The organism is Streptomyces huiliensis (assembly GCF_020037025.1).
GTDB lineage: Bacteria > Actinomycetota > Actinomycetes > Streptomycetales > Streptomycetaceae > Streptomyces > Streptomyces huiliensis.
The window spans coordinates 13,962-28,827 of sequence record NZ_JAIQLH010000051.1; the positions used below are offsets into that span (position 1 = coordinate 13,962).

13 protein-coding genes are annotated in these 14,866 nt (G+C 74.2%); 7 read left to right on the forward strand and 6 right to left on the reverse strand.

Annotated elements, in window-relative coordinates:
- The first annotated feature begins 126 nt into the window (after positions 1 to 126).
- The 3 genes from JNW98_RS10865 (at position 127) to JNW98_RS10875 (ending at position 1,662) form a co-directional block, all read left to right on the forward strand.
- Positions 127 to 771, forward strand: coding sequence for a helix-turn-helix domain-containing protein (locus JNW98_RS10865; protein WP_223767934.1), 645 nt, complete (start codon positions 127 to 129; stop codon positions 769 to 771).
- Positions 764 to 934 (forward strand): DUF6126 family protein, encoded by a 171-nt coding sequence (locus JNW98_RS10870; RefSeq protein ID WP_223767935.1) that lies wholly within the window; start codon positions 764 to 766, stop codon positions 932 to 934. The genes JNW98_RS10865 and JNW98_RS10870 overlap by 8 nt, the downstream gene beginning before the upstream one ends.
- Before the next feature lie 68 nt (positions 935 to 1,002).
- Entirely contained in the window at positions 1,003 to 1,662 is a 660-nt protein-coding gene (locus JNW98_RS10875; RefSeq protein ID WP_223767936.1) for a thiaminase II/PqqC family protein, read from the forward strand.
- Positions 1,663 to 1,711: 49 nt separating this feature from the next.
- Here JNW98_RS10875 and alc read toward each other — a convergent pair whose 3' ends face one another.
- Both alc and allB read right to left on the reverse strand, forming a co-directional pair.
- Positions 1,712 to 2,863 (reverse strand): allantoicase, encoded by a 1,152-nt coding sequence (alc, locus tag JNW98_RS10880; protein ID WP_223767937.1) that lies wholly within the window; start codon positions 2,861 to 2,863, stop codon positions 1,712 to 1,714.
- Complete coding sequence (gene allB, locus JNW98_RS10885; RefSeq protein ID WP_223767938.1) at positions 2,860 to 4,194, reverse strand: allantoinase AllB; 1,335 nt, start codon at positions 4,192 to 4,194, stop codon at positions 2,860 to 2,862. The genes alc and allB overlap by 4 nt, the downstream gene beginning before the upstream one ends.
- A gap of 214 nt (positions 4,195 to 4,408) precedes the next feature.
- Between allB and JNW98_RS10890 the strand changes: the two genes are divergently transcribed.
- Positions 4,409 to 5,227: an IclR family transcriptional regulator gene (locus JNW98_RS10890; RefSeq protein ID WP_223767939.1), complete on the forward strand. Its 819-nt coding sequence runs from the start codon at positions 4,409 to 4,411 to the stop codon at positions 5,225 to 5,227.
- Positions 5,228 to 5,307: 80 nt separating this feature from the next.
- Here JNW98_RS10890 and JNW98_RS10895 read toward each other — a convergent pair whose 3' ends face one another.
- Positions 5,308 to 5,622 carry a DUF5955 family protein gene (locus tag JNW98_RS10895; protein ID WP_223767940.1) on the reverse strand — a complete coding sequence of 105 codons (315 nt, stop codon included), beginning with the start codon at positions 5,620 to 5,622 and terminating at the stop codon, positions 5,308 to 5,310.
- A 154-nt stretch (positions 5,623 to 5,776) separates the two neighbouring features.
- On the opposite strand from JNW98_RS10895, the gene JNW98_RS10900 reads away from it, so the two are divergent.
- The 3 genes from JNW98_RS10900 to JNW98_RS10910 all read left to right on the forward strand — a co-directional run bounded on the left by JNW98_RS10900 (position 5,777) and on the right by JNW98_RS10910 (position 10,828).
- Positions 5,777 to 6,400 (forward strand): nucleotidyltransferase family protein, encoded by a 624-nt coding sequence (locus tag JNW98_RS10900; RefSeq protein ID WP_223767941.1) that lies wholly within the window; start codon positions 5,777 to 5,779, stop codon positions 6,398 to 6,400.
- Positions 6,401 to 6,999: 599 nt separating this feature from the next.
- Positions 7,000 to 8,616 (forward strand): malate synthase A, encoded by a 1,617-nt coding sequence (aceB, locus tag JNW98_RS10905; RefSeq protein ID WP_223767942.1) that lies wholly within the window; start codon positions 7,000 to 7,002, stop codon positions 8,614 to 8,616.
- A 301-nt stretch (positions 8,617 to 8,917) separates the two neighbouring features.
- Entirely contained in the window at positions 8,918 to 10,828 is a 1,911-nt protein-coding gene (locus tag JNW98_RS10910; RefSeq protein WP_223767990.1) for an ABC transporter ATP-binding protein, read from the forward strand.
- Between the two features lie 87 nt (positions 10,829 to 10,915).
- Here the strand turns inward: JNW98_RS10910 and JNW98_RS10915 are convergent, their stop codons facing one another.
- The 3 genes from JNW98_RS10915 to JNW98_RS10925 all read right to left on the reverse strand — a co-directional run bounded on the left by JNW98_RS10915 (position 10,916) and on the right by JNW98_RS10925 (position 14,860).
- Entirely contained in the window at positions 10,916 to 11,563 is a 648-nt protein-coding gene (locus JNW98_RS10915; protein WP_223767943.1) for a hypothetical protein, read from the reverse strand.
- 239 nt (positions 11,564 to 11,802) lie between these two features.
- A complete protein-coding gene (locus tag JNW98_RS10920; RefSeq protein ID WP_223767944.1) occupies positions 11,803 to 13,329 on the reverse strand; it encodes a YfcC family protein in 1,527 nt (508 codons plus the stop codon).
- 58 nt (positions 13,330 to 13,387) lie between these two features.
- On the reverse strand, positions 13,388 to 14,860 hold the full coding sequence (locus tag JNW98_RS10925) for a nucleobase:cation symporter-2 family protein (protein WP_372459210.1): 1,473 nt from the start codon (positions 14,858 to 14,860) through the stop codon (positions 13,388 to 13,390).
- Positions 14,861 to 14,866 lie beyond the last annotated feature (6 nt).

Genomic DNA, 14,866 nt, shown 5'->3' on the forward strand with positions numbered 1-14,866 from the left:
TGTCAACGACAAACACGCGATGTTCCCTCATCGTTCACCGGCTCCCCGCAGACGGCGCCTTTTCGCCACTTTGCCTCAGAGGCAAGAACTTTTGCCTTTGAGGTACGGCGGGGCTATACCGGGACCATGAGCCCACACACCGGCACGGACGACCCCGCGACCGAGGATCTGCCCGCCGTGGCCCCGCAGTTGCGCGCGCTGCGCACCCGCAGCGCGCTGACGCTGGAGGTGGCGGCGGCCCGGGCCGGCCTGTCCCCCGCCCACCTGTCTCGGCTGGAGACCGGACGCCGTACGCCGTCCCTCCCCATGCTGCTGGCGCTCGCGCGCACCTATGGAACGACGGTATCCGACCTCCTGGGCGAAGTACCCCAGACGGCGGATCCGATCGTGCGCGCGGACCGGATGGAGGCCCAGCGGGCGGGCGGCTGGACCTACTGGCGCGCGGGCGGCTCCGGCCGCGCCATGCAGGCCCTGCGGCTGCACGTGCCGCACGGCCACGACGCGGCAGGCCAGGAGGAGCTCGTACGGGTGCACCCGGGCGAGGAGTGGCTGTACGTCACCGGGGGCCGGCTCCGGCTGTCCCTCGGCGGGACGACGCACCTGCTCGGCCCCGGCGACGCGGCCCACTTCGACTCCCTCACCCCGCACCGCATCGCGTCCGCCACGCCCGGCGGGGTGGACCTGCTGTTCATGCACACGCTGATGCAGAGCGGCGCGGCCGGGCTGTGCCTCGGCGACGCCGGACCCAACCGGAGGGGACACCATGAGTGACACCGCGCCGAAGGCCACCGCCCCGGCTCCCGCGCCCACCAAGCAGGAGGCCCAGGTCGAGGACCGCGCCCCCATGGGCATGGCGGTACGGGTCTTCATCTACCTGGTCGCCGTCCACTTCATCTCCGCCTTCTTCTTCCTCCTCTTCTACCTGGGCAAGTGACCGTTCTCGCCATGTCCCGGCGGCTATCCTCCCCACCAGGACAGGACACCCCAGGAAGGCGGTCGCCGATGGCCCGCACGGCCCAGGACGTCCTGGCGGACGCGGTACGGGAGCCGGCTCCGCACCCGGGCGCCAACCGGCTCGTGCCCCTGATCGCCGACGGTTCGGCACCGCGCTCGGTGATCGCCGCGTTCGCCCTGGAGCAGCACCACGTCATCGCCTCCGACCGGACCGCCTACCACCACCTGGCGGAACGGTCGGCGGGCCGCCCCGCCGTCGAGGCGTTCTTCGCGCCGCTCGCCCGCGACGAGACCACCGCCCTGGAACTGCTGGGCCCGCTGGCCGCGGCCTGCGGGCTGGACGAGCGGGCGGTACGGGCGTACGAGCCGACGCCGGGCTGCCAGGCGTACCCCGCCTACACGTCCTGGCTGGCGCTGCAGGCGGAGCCGGTGGACGTGGTCGTGGCCCTGACCGTCAACTTCGCGACGTGGAGCGGCTACTGCGCCACCCTGGGCCGGGCGCTGCGCGCGCACTACGGGTTCGACGACACGGCGTGCGGCTTCTTCGACCACTTCGCCCGCCCCGCGCCGGACGCCGCCGAGCGGGCGCTGGCCGCCGTGGCGGCCGGGCTGGCCGACGGGCTCCTCACGGAACGGCTGGCGCACCGGTACGGACGGCTGCTCCAGAGCTACGAGACGCTGTTCTGGAACGCACTCGCGGAACCGTGACGGCGGAACCGAGAGGGCGAAACCGAGAAGGCCGGGGCGGCACCGAGGCTCACGCCCCTCCCCCGTCCCACCGCTTCTCCAGCGCCCGCACCCCCTCCTCCGTCAGCGTGCCGTGCACCCGCAGCCGGGCGATCCCGCCGTCGGGGTGGATGTCGAGCCGCAGGTGGGTGGCGACCGGGTGGGCGGGCAGCGGGAAGCGGTGGACGGAGTCGGGCCGGAGGCGGGTGAGGGGGAGGAGCTCCGTCCACTCGCCGCCCGCCGCCGCGTCGCGCGCGGAGAGCGCCGCCCAACCCGCCGCGTTCCCCTTGAGGCAGCCGGTGTCGATCTCGACGGCGCGCAGCAGCGACTGCCCGGCCAGCCGGTAACGCACCCAGTCGTGGCCCCGGTCGCGCCGGCGGCGGGTCTCCCACCCGTCGTCCATGCGGCGGGAGCGGCCCGGCAGGACGGTGCCGAGCGGTGACGAGTAGAAGCGGTCGGAGGCGTCCTCGACCAGGCCGCCGTTCTCCAGCGCGGCCACGTCCACCGTCCCCAGCGCGGTGAGCCAGGCGGGGTCGGGGACGGGTTCGCCGTGGACGCGGAAGCGGGCGATGCCGCCGTCGGGGTACTGCTTGAGGCGCAGGTGCGTGCAGTGGTGGGGGTGGTCGACGGCGAAGGCGTTGGCCGCGTGGCCGCCGACGGGGGTGCGCGGGACGAGGACGGTCCACCGGACGCCGTCCGCCGACAGTTCCTCGGGGGACGGCGTGCCGGGCAGCGCGGCCGCCTCGACGCTCACGGCCTGCGGGTGGTTGCCGCGGAAGTGGGCGGTGTCGACGACGAGACCGCGGACGACGCCGGGCACGCCGAGCCGGACGAGGGCCCAGTCGTGGTCGTCGTCGGCGGGGTACGGGTGGGCGGCGGACGGGCCGCGGCGGCGGCGGGTCTCCCAGCCGTCCATGACCTTGCCCTTGTGGCCGAAGCGCTCCGGGTCGAAGCAGGCGGGCCCGGGGACGAGGAGGTTCTCGCGCTCGGCGAAGAACTCGTCGTTGGCGGCGGTGACGGCACCGCCGAGCCGGCGGTCGGCGAGGTCGGGGAGGTGGCCGAACGGGAGCTCGGCGGCGGCCCGGTAGTCGGCGTACGGGTCGCCGCCCTGGTAGGGCCGCGCGGGGCCGGCGAACGAGGTGAGGGCGGCGGATATCCCGCCGGCGGTGCCGCTGGTGGTCATACGCGCTCCAGGAGTCGGCCGGTGGGTGCGGCGAGGGTGCCGTGGTGGTGGATCCGGCGGCCGCGCAGCCAGGTGGAGCGGACGACGCCGCTCAGGGTGCGGCCCGCGTAGGCGGTCACCGGGTTGCGGTGGTGCAGGGCGGCCGGGTCGACGGTGAACGTCTCGTCCGGGGCGAGGACGGCGAAGTCGGCGTCGCGGCCGGCTTCGATGGCGCCCTTGGCGGTGAGCCCGGCGAGGGCGGCGGGCGCGGCGGCCATCCAGCGGGCCACGTCGTCCAGGGTGTGGCCGCGCCGGCGCGCCTCGGTCCAGACGGCGGGCAGGCCGAGCTGGAGGGAGGCGATGCCGCCCCAGGCGCGGCCGAAGTCGGGGACCTTGAGGTCGGCGGTGCACGGGGAGTGGTCGGAGACGACGCACTGGACGGTGCCGGCGGCCAGCCCGGCCCACAGCGCGTCCCGGTTGGCGGCCTCGCGGATGGGCGGGCAGCACTTGAACTCGGTGGCGCCGTCCGGGACTTCCTCGGCCGTGAGGGTCAGGAAGTGCGGGCAGGTCTCGGCGCTGATCCGGACGCCGGCCGCGCGGGCGGCGGCGAGCGTGCCGAGCGCGTCGGCGGAGGACAGGTGCAGGACGTGGACGCGGGTGCCGTGCCGGCGGGCGACGGCGACGAGCCGTTCGACCGCCGCGTTCTCGGCGTCGCGCGGCCGGGAGGCGAGGAAACCGGCGTAGCGGGGGCCGTCGGGACCGGGCGCGCCGTCCAGCCGCTCCGGGTCCTCGGCGTGCACGATCAGCAGCCCGTCGAAGGCGGCGAGCGCGGCGGCGACCGCGTCGAGGGCGGCCGCGTCCAGCGGCGGGAACTCGTCCACACCGGACGGCGAGAGGAACGCCTTGAAGCCGAGCACGCCGGCGTCGTGCAGCGGGCGCAGGTCGGCCCGGTTGTCCGGCACGGCCCCGCCCCAGAAGCCGACGTCGACGTGGACGGCGGGGCGGGCCGTGTCCCGTTTGATCCGGAGGTGTTCGACGGTGGTGGTGGGCGGGACGCTGTTGAGCGGCATGTCGACGAGGGTGGTGATGCCACCGGCCGCGGCGGCGCGGGTGGCGGTGCCGAAGCCTTCCCACTCCGTGCGCCCCGGATCATTGACGTGCACATGAGTATCGACAAGCCCGGGAAGGAGCACGTCGTCCCCGAGATCCTCGACCGGGACGCCACGCACGGGGGTCACGGCATGATCGACGACGGCGGCGATCCGGCCGTCCTCGACGACGACGGAGGCGGGGCGGGTGCCGCCGGGTGTCACCACGCGCCGGGATCGCAGGACCAGCTGCCGGTCGGACACGGCGCCCTCCGAGGGTCAACAGGCGGATTTCAACGTTCTGTTGAACAGCACTGGCCCGCAGTTTTCATCTCTGACGGGGCCTCGTCAACCCCTCCATCCCCACCAGCGGGTTTCCGCACACCGGTAGGGCGCTTCCACGCCCCAGAACCGAGGGTGAGCCACCGGCCACGGCCCGGTAGGCTGCTGCCACCCCACCCCGGAAGGACCGCGACCAGTGCCCTCGTCCGAGCCCAGAACCCCGTCAGCCACCGGGGGCGTGCAGTCCCTCGAGCGCGCCTTCGTCCTGCTGGAGCGCATGGCCGACGCCGGCGGTGAGGTCGGGCTGAGCGAACTGGCCACGGCCAGCGGCCTGCCGCTGCCCACCATCCACCGGCTGATGCGCACCCTCGTCGCCACCGGCTACGTCCGCCAGCAGCCCAACCGCCGCTACGCCCTCGGCCCGCGCCTCATCCGCCTCGGCGAGTCCTCCGCCCGCCTCCTGGGCACCTGGGCCCGGCCGCACCTGACCCGCCTGGTGGACGAGACGGGCGAGACGGCCAACATGGCCCTGCTCGACGGCGACGAGGTCGTCTACGTCGCCCAGGTGCCCTCGCGCCACTCGGTGCGGATGTTCACCGAGGTCGGCCGGCGCGTCCTGCCGCACACCACCGGCGTCGGCAAGGCCCTCCTGGCCCAGTCCCCGGACGACGAGGTCCGCGCCATCCTCGGCCGCACCGGCATGCCCGCCGCCACCGAGAAGACCATCACCTCCCCGGACGTCTTCGTCGACGCCCTCTCCCGGGTCCGCGACGCGGGCTACGCGGTCGACGACAACGAACAGGAGATCGGCGTCCGCTGCCTGGCCGTCCCGGTCCCCGACTCCCCCACCGCCGCGGCCATCTCCATCTCGGGCCCGGCCGGCCGCGTCACGGAGGAGGCCACGGAACGCATCGTCCCGCTGCTGAAGCAGGCCGCCGCCGAACTCGCGGCGACGCTGGCGAACACGACACCGCCTGACGGACGGGCGCAACCGATCAGCCCGTCCGGCGTTTGAGGACAGCACCCGCAGGGTGCTTCGGGGGCGCGGGGGCTCGCCCCCGTAAGAAACGGTGAAAGGGCGGGGCTGGGGCACCCCTACGGCGCGAAGCGCTCGACCGCCTCGCGGACCTCGCCGAGGGCCGGGGCCAGGGCACTGACCGAGCCGACGGCGCCCGCGACGAGGAGGAGAGAGCTGCGCAAGCGGGAAAGCTCCGGATCACCCGTGCGCGCCATCGCGTCGAGCGCGGCGAGTTCGTCGTCGGCGGTGTCCCGGTCGGGTAACCGGGCGGGGTGCGCGGCCAGCGCCCGGCGGAGCCGGGCGACCGCGGCGCCCAGTGCGTCCGCTTTCGGGTCCCGCTCGTCGGGACGGCCCGTCGGCCCCTGTTCCACCACCACGGCGCCTTCCGCCACGAAACTCCCCCTGCCCACGCCACGCGCGATCAGTTAACGCCACTTCGCGAGGGCCGCGCCACACGGAAAGCGAAATTCAGGCTGCGTCTTCCCGAGCGAGTGACGAACTCCCGTACGCCGCACAGGCGGCCGCGGATGCGCTATGCAGGGGGTCATGACGCTGACATGGGAAGACGGGATCCCGCCCGTGGCCGGGCTGCTGCTCGCGGCGGGCGGCGGGCGGCGGCTCGGCGGGCGGCCCAAGGCGCTCCTGGAGCACCGGGGCCGCACTCTGGCCGAGCGCGCGGTCGCGGAGCTCGCGGCGGGCGGCTGCGGACCGGTGCACGTGGTCGTGGGGGCCGCGGCTGCGGACGTGCGGCGGCGGCTCGCGCGGGCCGCGCGCACGACGGTCACGGTGGTCGAGAACCCGGACTGGGCGGACGGCATGGGTTCCTCGCTCTGCGCCGGCCTCGCCTCGCTCGCCGGCACCCCGGTGTCCGCGGTCCTGGTGATGCTGGTGGACCAGCCGGGCGTCGGCGCGACGGCCGTGGCCCGGGTGCTGGCGGCCCACCGCGCGGGGGCCGGCCTGGTCACCGCGTCGTACGCGGGCCGGCGCGGCCACCCGGTGCTCTTCGCCCGCCCGCACTGGCCGGGCGTCGCCGCGTCGGCCACGGGCGACCGGGGCGCCCGCGCCTACCTGCGCGCGCACGCGGCCGCCGTGACCACCGTCGCCTGCGAGGACGTCGCCGACCCGGACGACATCGACGTCCCGGCGGATCTCGTCCGGCTCCTCGGGTGAGCCGAGGGCTCGGTCGCCACCGGCGAGGGCTCGGCCGCCGCCGGCGAGGGCTCGGCCGCCGCCGGCGAGGGCTCGGCCGCCGCCGGCGAGGGCTCGGCCGCCGCCGGCGAGGGCTCGGCCGCCGCCGGCGAGGGCTCGGCCGCCGCCGAGCAGGCCGAACGCGCCCGGCACGGCGACGCACAGCGGCTTCCGGCCGAGGAACGCCCCGCCGCCGTACAGCACGGCTCCCGCGACCGGCGCGCCCGTCGCGCGCGAGAGCACGCCGGCCACGACGGCGACCGGCGACGACGGCAACCGGCCACGACGGCAACCGGCGACGACGGCGACCGGCGACGAGGCCAGGAACGCGGAGAGCAGCAGGCGTTGAGTCGCACCACCCGACCCGGGACCCGCCCCCTCGCCGGGCGGCACTCCGGGCCGCCTCCCGCCCCAAGGCCGCTCGGCCGCGGACGGCGCGGGCGGCCGGAAAGGTACCCCGCCCGCCACGCCACATTGTGTTTCCGTCATACGGAATCTAATCTCCAAAGAGATCGTCATCGTGCGGCACTCAGTGCCGCGCCGACCCGCACCTCCCGAGTCCGAGCGAGGAGTGACCGCCCATGCCCGCAGCAGCGCCGACCCCGTCCGTCGCCGCCGGGACAGCGACCGTGACGCGTCAGGAAGAGGTACTGACCGGCCCCGCGCTGGAGTTCGTGGCCGCACTGCACGAGCGGTTCACGTCGCGCCGCGACGAGTTGCTGGCGCGCCGCGCCGAGCGGCGGGCGGAGATCGCCCGGACCGGCACCCTGGACTTCCTGCCGGAGACCGCGCGGGGCCGCGAGGACCCGACGTGGCGGGTGGCCCCCGCCCCGGCCGCGCTCGACGACCGGCGGGTCGAGATCACCGGCCCGACCGACCGCAAGATGACCGTCAACGCCCTCAACTCCGGCGCCCGCGTGTGGCTCGCGGACTTCGAGGACGCCTCCGCCCCCACCTGGCGGAACGTCGTCCAGGGCCAGCTCAACCTGATCGACGCGTTCGAGCGCCGCATCGACTTCACCACCCCCGAGGGGAAGACGTACGCCCTCCGGCCGGACGAGGAGCTCGCGACCGTCGTCGTCCGGCCGCGCGGCTGGCACCTCGACGAGCGCCACCTCACCGTCGCCGGCCGGCCCGTCCCCGGCGCGCTGGTCGACTTCGGCCTCTTCTTCTTCCACAACGCGCGCCGCCTCGCGGAGCGCGGCAAGGGGCCGTTCTTCTACCTGCCCAAGCTGGAGTCGCACCGCGAGGCGCGGCTGTGGAACGACGTGTTCGTGTTCGCGCAGGAGCACCTGGGGGTGCCGCACGGCACGGTCCGGGCCACCGTCCTGATCGAGACGATCACCGCGGCCTACGAGATGGAGGAGATCCTCTACGAGCTGCGCGACCATGCCTCCGGTCTCAACGCGGGCCGCTGGGACTACCTCTTCTCCCTCATCAAGAACTTCCGTGACGCCGGGCCGGAGTTCGTCCTGCCCGACCGCAACGCCGTCACCATGACCGTGCCGTTCATGCGCGCGTACACCGAACTCCTCGTCCGCACCTGCCACAAGCGCGGCGCGCACGCCATCGGCGGCATGGCCGCCTTCATCCCGTCCCGCCGCGACCCGGAGGTCAACGAGGCGGCGCTGGCGAAGGTCCGCGCCGACAAGGAACGGGAGGCGGGCGACGGCTTCGACGGCTCCTGGGTCGCCCATCCGGACCTCGTCCCGGTCGCCCGCGCCGCCTTCGACGCCGTCCTCGGCGACCGCCCGCACCAGAAGCACCGGCTGCGCGAGGACGTCCACGTCACCGCGGACCAGCTCGTCGCGCTCGGCACGACGGAGGCGAAGCCGACCTTCGAGGGCCTGCGGAACGCCGTCCAGGTCGGCATCCGCTACATCGAGGCGTGGCTGCGCGGGCAGGGCGCGGTGGCCATCTTCAACCTCATGGAGGACGCGGCCACGGCGGAGATCTCCCGCTCGCAGATCTGGCAGTGGGTGCACACCGGCGTCGTCCTGGCGGGCGGCGAGAAGGCGACGCCCGCGCTCGTACGGGACGTGGCGGCGGCCGAACTCGACGCGATCCAGGCCGAGTCGGGCGACACGGCCTTCGCGGCGGGCCGCTGGCGCGAGGCTCACGACCTGCTGCTGCGGGTGGCCCTGGACGACGACTACGCGGAGTTCCTCACCCTTCCGGCGTACGAGCTGCTCGACTGAGGGCGGGGCAGGGAGCGGCCCGGCCCGCACGCGGGAGGGGGCCGGGCAGGCGGGCGGTGCTCGTGGCCCTCGGCTGACGCCTGGACGCCGGTTGGGCCGTGACCACCCCCGTGCAGACCAGGGAGGCTGCCGTACTCCCGTGCTGGCGGCCCCGGAACCGGCCCCCTCGGGGGAAGCCTAGGCGACGGCTCCGACACACCGGCCGGCGAGCCGGACGCCGACGCGCGATCGTCGGGACACCGACGCGCGATCACCGCTTTACCTCGACAATGGTCGAGGTCCTACGGTTCCTCTCATGAGTATGGAGACCACCGCCTGGACACAGCTGCACGGCCTGATCAACGCGCAGCACAACCAGCGCCCCTTCGCCCGGGCCACCCTGCGCCGCATCGGCGCCTTCGCCCGGCCGCACCGCCGGCACATCGTCCGGTTCGTCCTGCTGAGCGTCGTGGGCGCGCTGCTCGCCGTGGCGACGCCGGTGCTCGCCGGGCGGGTCGTGGACGCGATCGTGCGCGGCGACGACTCGGAAACGGTCGTCCGACTGGCGCTGCTGATCGCCGCCATCGCGCTGGGCGAGGCCGCGCTCGGGCTGCTCAACCGCTGGCTGTCGGCGACGCTCGGCGAGGGGCTGATCCTGGACCTGCGGACGGCGGTCTTCGACCACGTCCAGCGGATGCCGGTGGCGTTCTTCACCCGGACCCGCACCGGCGCCCTGGTCAGCCGGCTGAACAACGACGTGATCGGCGCGCAGCGGGCGTTCAGCAACTCGCTGTCGGGGGTCGTCGGCAACCTGGTGACGTTGCTGCTCACGCTCGCCGTGATGCTGACCCTGTCCTGGCGGATCACCCTGCTGGCGCTGGTGCTGCTGCCGGTGTTCGTGATCCCCGCGCGCCGGGTGGGCGCCCGGATGGCCCGGCTCCAGCGGGAGGCCGCGGACCTCAACGCGGCGATGGGGACGCGGATGACCGAGCGGTTCTCGGCGCCGGGCGCCACGCTGGTGAAGCTGTTCGGACGGCCGGACGACGAGTCGGCGGAGTTCGCGGCCCGGGCGCGCCGGGTGCGGGACATCGGGGTGCGGACGGCGATGGCGCAGTCGGCGTTCATCACCGCCCTCACGCTCGTCTCGGCCCTGGCGCTGGCGCTGGTGTACGGCCTGGGCGGCTGGTTCGCGCTGCGCGGCTCGCTCGAACCGGGGGCCGTCGTCGCCCTGGCCCTGCTGCTCACCCGGCTGTACGCGCCGCTGACGGCGCTGGCGGGCGCCCGCGTCGAGGTGATGAGCGCGCTCGTCTCCTTCGAGCGGGTTTTCGAGGTGCTGGACCTCAAGCCGCTGATCGAGGAGCGGCCGGGCGCCCGCCCGGTGCCGGAGGGTCCGGTCTCGGTCGAGTTCGAGGACGTCCGCTTCGGCTACCCGTCGGCCGACAAGGTCTCCCTCGCCTCCCTGGAGGAGGTCGCGGCCCTCGACACGCGCGGCGGCACGGAGGTGCTGCACGGCGTCTCGTTCCGCGCCGAGCCCGGACAGACGATCGCGCTCGTCGGCTCGTCGGGCGCCGGCAAGTCCACCATCGCGCAGCTGCTGCCCCGGCTGTACGACGCGGACGCGGGCAGCGTGCGCGTCGGCGGCGTCGACGTCCGCGACCTGACGGCCGCGTCGCTGCGGGCCACGCTCGGCATGGTCACCCAGGACGGCCACCTCTTCCACGACACCGTCCGCGCCAACCTGCTGCTCGCCCGGCCCGGCGCGGCGGACGACGAACTGTGGGACGCGCTGCGCCGGGCCCGCCTCGACGACCTGGTGCGCGCGCTGCCGGACGGGCTCGACACGGTCGTCGGCGAGCGCGGCTACCGGCTCTCCGGGGGCGAGCGGCAGCGGATGACGATCGCCCGGCTGCTGCTGGCCCGGCAGCGGGTCGTCATCCTGGACGAGGCCACCGCCCACCTGGACAACACCTCCGAGGCCGCCGTGCAGGAGGCCCTGGCGGAGGCGCTGGAGGGCCGGACGGCGGTGGTGATCGCCCACCGGCTGTCGACGGTCCGGGCGGCGGACCAGATCCTCGTCGTGGAGGCCGGACGCGTCGTCGAGCGCGGCACGCACGACGAACTCCTCGCGCTGGGCGGGCGGTACGCGGAGCTGTACCGGACGCAGTTCGCGGGGGCGGAAGGCGAGTGCGTGTTCTCCGCGCCGGAGGTGCCGGAGGCCGCGGCGTCGTCGTGACGGGGCCTGGCGGCTTCCTGATGCACGCACCGGAGGCACCGCGGGGTGCGCGGTGCCTCCGGCCTGCGCGATCAGGAGCGGGGTCGGTCAGGCGCGCACGAGGTACCACGCACCCTGGCCGTTGCAGCCGTTGCTGTTGTGGTTGGTGGTGCGGTAGCCGGGCGGTATGGTCACGCCCGAGCAGACCCACAAGCCTTCGCGGGCCAGCTGGTGGTACCACGCACCCTGACCGTTGCAGCCGATGCGATTGAGGTCGGTGTAGACGTACCCGGGCGCAAGGGTCGAACCCGAGCAGGCCCAAATGCCGTCACGAACCCGCTGGTGGTACCACGCACCTTGACCGTTGCAGCCGTTGCGGTTGAGGTCGGTGTAGACATACCCCGGCGCGACGGTCGAACCCGAGCAGGCCCAAATGCCGTCACGAACCCGCTGGTGGTACCACGCACCTTGACCGTTGCAGCCGTTGCGGTTGAGGTCGGTGTAGACATACCCCGGCGCGACGGTCGAACCCGAGCAGGCCCAAATGCCGTCACGGACGGGCTCCTGGTACCAGGAGCCCATGCCGTTGCAGCCGTTGCGGTTGTAGTCGGTGAGGACGTACCCGGGCGGGACGGGCGTCCCGGAGCAGGCCCACCCGGCCGCCGCGGCCCGCGATCCCCGCTCCGCGGCAGCGGCGGCCGTGCCCGCCGTGCCGGCGAGCATCGCGGAGGCGATCAGCGCGATCGCCCCGATCACCGCCGCGATTCGGCCTCCGGCAGCCGCCATCCCCGTACGTCTTGGCAGGCCGCGCCGCCTCGCCCGCCGTTCCCCGATGCTCATGCGTACCCTCCCCGTAAGGACGGCGGCTCGTGCCGCTGTCACGACGGGCAGAACGTAGCAACGGATTCGCACACATGACCGGCAGCGGCTGATTCGCCGGGAACAATGGCTCAAGGCCACCTCTTGACAGCGTTCGCACGCATCATGGCGCCCTGTCAGGTGGCGACCGCGCCGAACGCCACGAACCCGCAGATCAGCACCGCCAGGACGGCCAGCAGCGGCCAGACGAAGCGCAGGTAGCGGTCGTAACCCACCTTCGCCAGCGAGACCCCGCCGACCACCACGGCCGTCGTCGGCACCCACAGGTTCATCCAGCCGCTGGCCGCCTGCCAGGCCGTCACCACCACCGCCCGTGAGACGCCCGCGAAGTCGGCGAGCGGCGCGAGGATGGGCATGGCGAGGGTGGCGTGGCCGGAGGTGGAGGGGATGAGGAAGGCGAGGGGGAGGTTGACGACGAAGACCATGACGCCGAAGAGGGAGGCGGCGGTGCCGGTGACGGCGCTCTCGATCGAGTGCAGCACGGTGTCCGTGATGCGGGCGTTGTTCATGATGACGGTGACGCCGCGGGCGAGGACGATCGTCAGGGCGGGCGCGAGGAAGTCGGCCGCGCCCTGCACGAGCACCGCGCTCAGCCGCCGCTCCCCCAGCCGGGCGACGATCCCCACCAGCACCGCGGCCGTCAGGAAGAGGGCGGCCAACTGGGCGAAGGACCAGCCGAGTTCCCAGCCGTAGGGCTCGGCGTCGGCGCGTCCGGTGAGGGCGCTCGACCAGGGGATCACCGAGAAGATCATGAAGACGAAGACGGCGGTGACGAGGGCGAGCACGGTCCGGTGCAGCCCGGTGAGGGCGGGCGGCTCGGCGGAGGCGGCGGCCAGTTCGCGGTCGCCGGGCAGGAAGCCGACGAGGGAGCGCTCGGGGCGGGTGCGCACCCGGTGCGCGTACCAGAGGACGTAGGCGATGGTGACGCCGGTGAGGACGAACCACATCGCGAACCGCAGCGTGATCCCGTCGCCGAGCGACACGTCCGCGGCGGACGAGGCCACGCCCGTCGCGAAGGGGTTGACGGTGGAGGCGAGCACACCGACGCCCGCGCCCAGGATGATCGTGCCGGTGGCGACCATCCGGTCGTAACCGAGGGCGAGCATCAGCGGCACGATCAGGCCGTAGAAGCCGAGCGTCTCCTCGGCGAAGCCCTCCACCGTGCCGAGCAGCGAGAAGACGGTCATCACGCCGGCGATCAGCAGGGCGCCGCGGGCGCGCAGCCGGTGGGCGAGGCGTTCGATGCCGCGGTCGAGGGCGCCGGTGGCGAAGACGACGGTGATGAACGCGCCGATGGCGAGGACGAACAGGAAGACGCCGGCGCTGCCGTAGAGGGTGCCGACGGCGTCGGGGGCGACCTGGCCGGAGCGCGGGTCGCGGACGCCGTAGAGGCCGTTGACGGGGGCGAGGAACAGCTCGCCCAGCCGGTGGACGAAGTCGCCGGGCGCCGCGTCGCGGTGGTACGTGCCCTGGACCGGGTCGCCGTCCGGATTCCGCCGGTAGCTGCCGGGCGGGACGACGAAGGCGAGCGCCCAGACGACGATCGTGACGGCGACGAGCACGGTGAGCGCGCTGGGGAAGACGAACCGGCGGCCGCTCGGCTCGCTGTCGGCGTCGTCACCTTGCGGTGGCCGGTCGTCCATGGGGCCCCTCTCCGTACCACTCCGTACCACGAATGCAGTCGGTGTGCCCCGATTATCACTAGATCACCGGTTTCTCCCCTTCCGCCACGCGGGGCTGTCCGGCATCCCGCCGGACGCGCCCCACCCCCTGGAAGGCCAGATTGAGCAGCACGGCCGTCAGGCAGCCGGCACTGACGCCCGAGCCGAGGATCGTGCGTACCGCTTCCGGGACGGCGTCGCCGGCGTAGAAGGTCTTGGAGACGACAGGGATCATGCCCATGCCAAGCGAGACGGCGGCGACGAGCACGTTGTCGCCGCGGTCGAGCCCGGCCTTGACCAGGACGCCGATGCCGCTCGCCGCGACCGTCCCGAACAGCACGAGCCCGGCCCCGCCCAGCACCGGCCGCGGCACCAGCGCGACCAGCGAGGCGAACGCCGGGCTGAGCCCGAGGACGACGAAGACCAGCCCGCACACGGCGACGGTGAAGCGGCTGCGGACGCCGGTGATGGCGACGAGTCCGATGTTCTGCGCGAACGCGCTGTTGGTGAAGCCGTTGAAGACCGGGGCGACGGCGCTGCCGAGGGTGTCCGCCCGCAGCCCGGCCGCGATCGTCCGCTCGTCCGCCGGCCGGCCGACGATCTCACCGAGCGCGAGCATGTCCGCGGTGCTCTCGGTCATGCACACCAGCATCAGGATGGACATGCTCACCACGGCCGACAGCTGGAAGTGCGGGCTCCCGAAGTGGAACGGCTCGGGGAAGCCGACGAGCGCGGCGTGCCGGGTGGCGGACGCGTCCACCGCGCCCAGCGGTACGGCCAGCAGGGTGCCCGCGACGAGGCCGAGCAGGACGGCGATCTGCCGCAGGAACCCCTGGAGCAGCCGGCGCAGCACCAGCACGATGAGCAGCGTGGCCCCGGCCAGGCCGAGGCCGGTCCCGGTCGCGGGCCGCTCGGGATGGCCGTCCTGGATCCAGCCGAAGGCGACGGGGAGCAGGGTGAGGCCGATGAGCGTGATGACCGTGCCGCTGACGACGGGCGGGAAGAAGCGGACGAGCCGGCAGAAGTAGGGGGCCAGGAAGAAGCCCAGCACCCCGGCGACCATGACGGCCCCGAACACCACCGGCAGGACGTCCCGCCGGTCCGCCTGCCCGTCGGCGAGGGCGAGGACGGGCGCGACGCCCGCGAACGAGACGCCGTTGACGAACGGCAGCCGGGCGCCGACGCCGCGGAAGCCGATGGTCTGGAGGAGCGTGGCCAGCCCGGCGGTGAACAGGGCGGCGCCGACAAGGAAGGTGATCTGCCGCGGCGACAGCCCCACGGCGGCCCCGATCACCAGCGGTGGCGCCACCACCCCGGCGTAGCTGGCGGCGACGTGCTGCAGCCCGGTGGCCAGCAGGCGTCCGGGGCGCGGGAGTTCGTCGACGGGGTGGACGGGCGGGGGTGTGCCCTCGGGGGCTCGCTCGGGGGCTCCCTCGGATAAGGCGCCCTCCGGATCGGGGGTCGGCCCCGCCTCCGGCGGTTCGGCGGCGGCGGACGGGCTGGGCACGGTCACGGGGCG

Coding starts and splice junctions, on each gene's coding strand:
- JNW98_RS10870 (WP_223767935.1), top strand. CDS start 764: ATGAGTGACACCGCGCCGAAGGCCACCGCCCCGGCTCCCGCGCCCACC.
- JNW98_RS10865 (WP_223767934.1), top strand. CDS start 127: ATGAGCCCACACACCGGCACGGACGACCCCGCGACCGAGGATCTGCCC.
- aceB (WP_223767942.1), top strand. CDS start 7,000: ATGCCCGCAGCAGCGCCGACCCCGTCCGTCGCCGCCGGGACAGCGACC.
- JNW98_RS10875 (WP_223767936.1), top strand. CDS start 1,003: ATGGCCCGCACGGCCCAGGACGTCCTGGCGGACGCGGTACGGGAGCCG.
- JNW98_RS10910 (WP_223767990.1), top strand. CDS start 8,918: ATGGAGACCACCGCCTGGACACAGCTGCACGGCCTGATCAACGCGCAG.
- JNW98_RS10920 (WP_223767944.1), bottom strand. CDS start 13,329: ATGGACGACCGGCCACCGCAAGGTGACGACGCCGACAGCGAGCCGAGC.
- JNW98_RS10900 (WP_223767941.1), top strand. CDS start 5,777: ATGACGCTGACATGGGAAGACGGGATCCCGCCCGTGGCCGGGCTGCTG.
- alc (WP_223767937.1), bottom strand. CDS start 2,863: ATGACCACCAGCGGCACCGCCGGCGGGATATCCGCCGCCCTCACCTCG.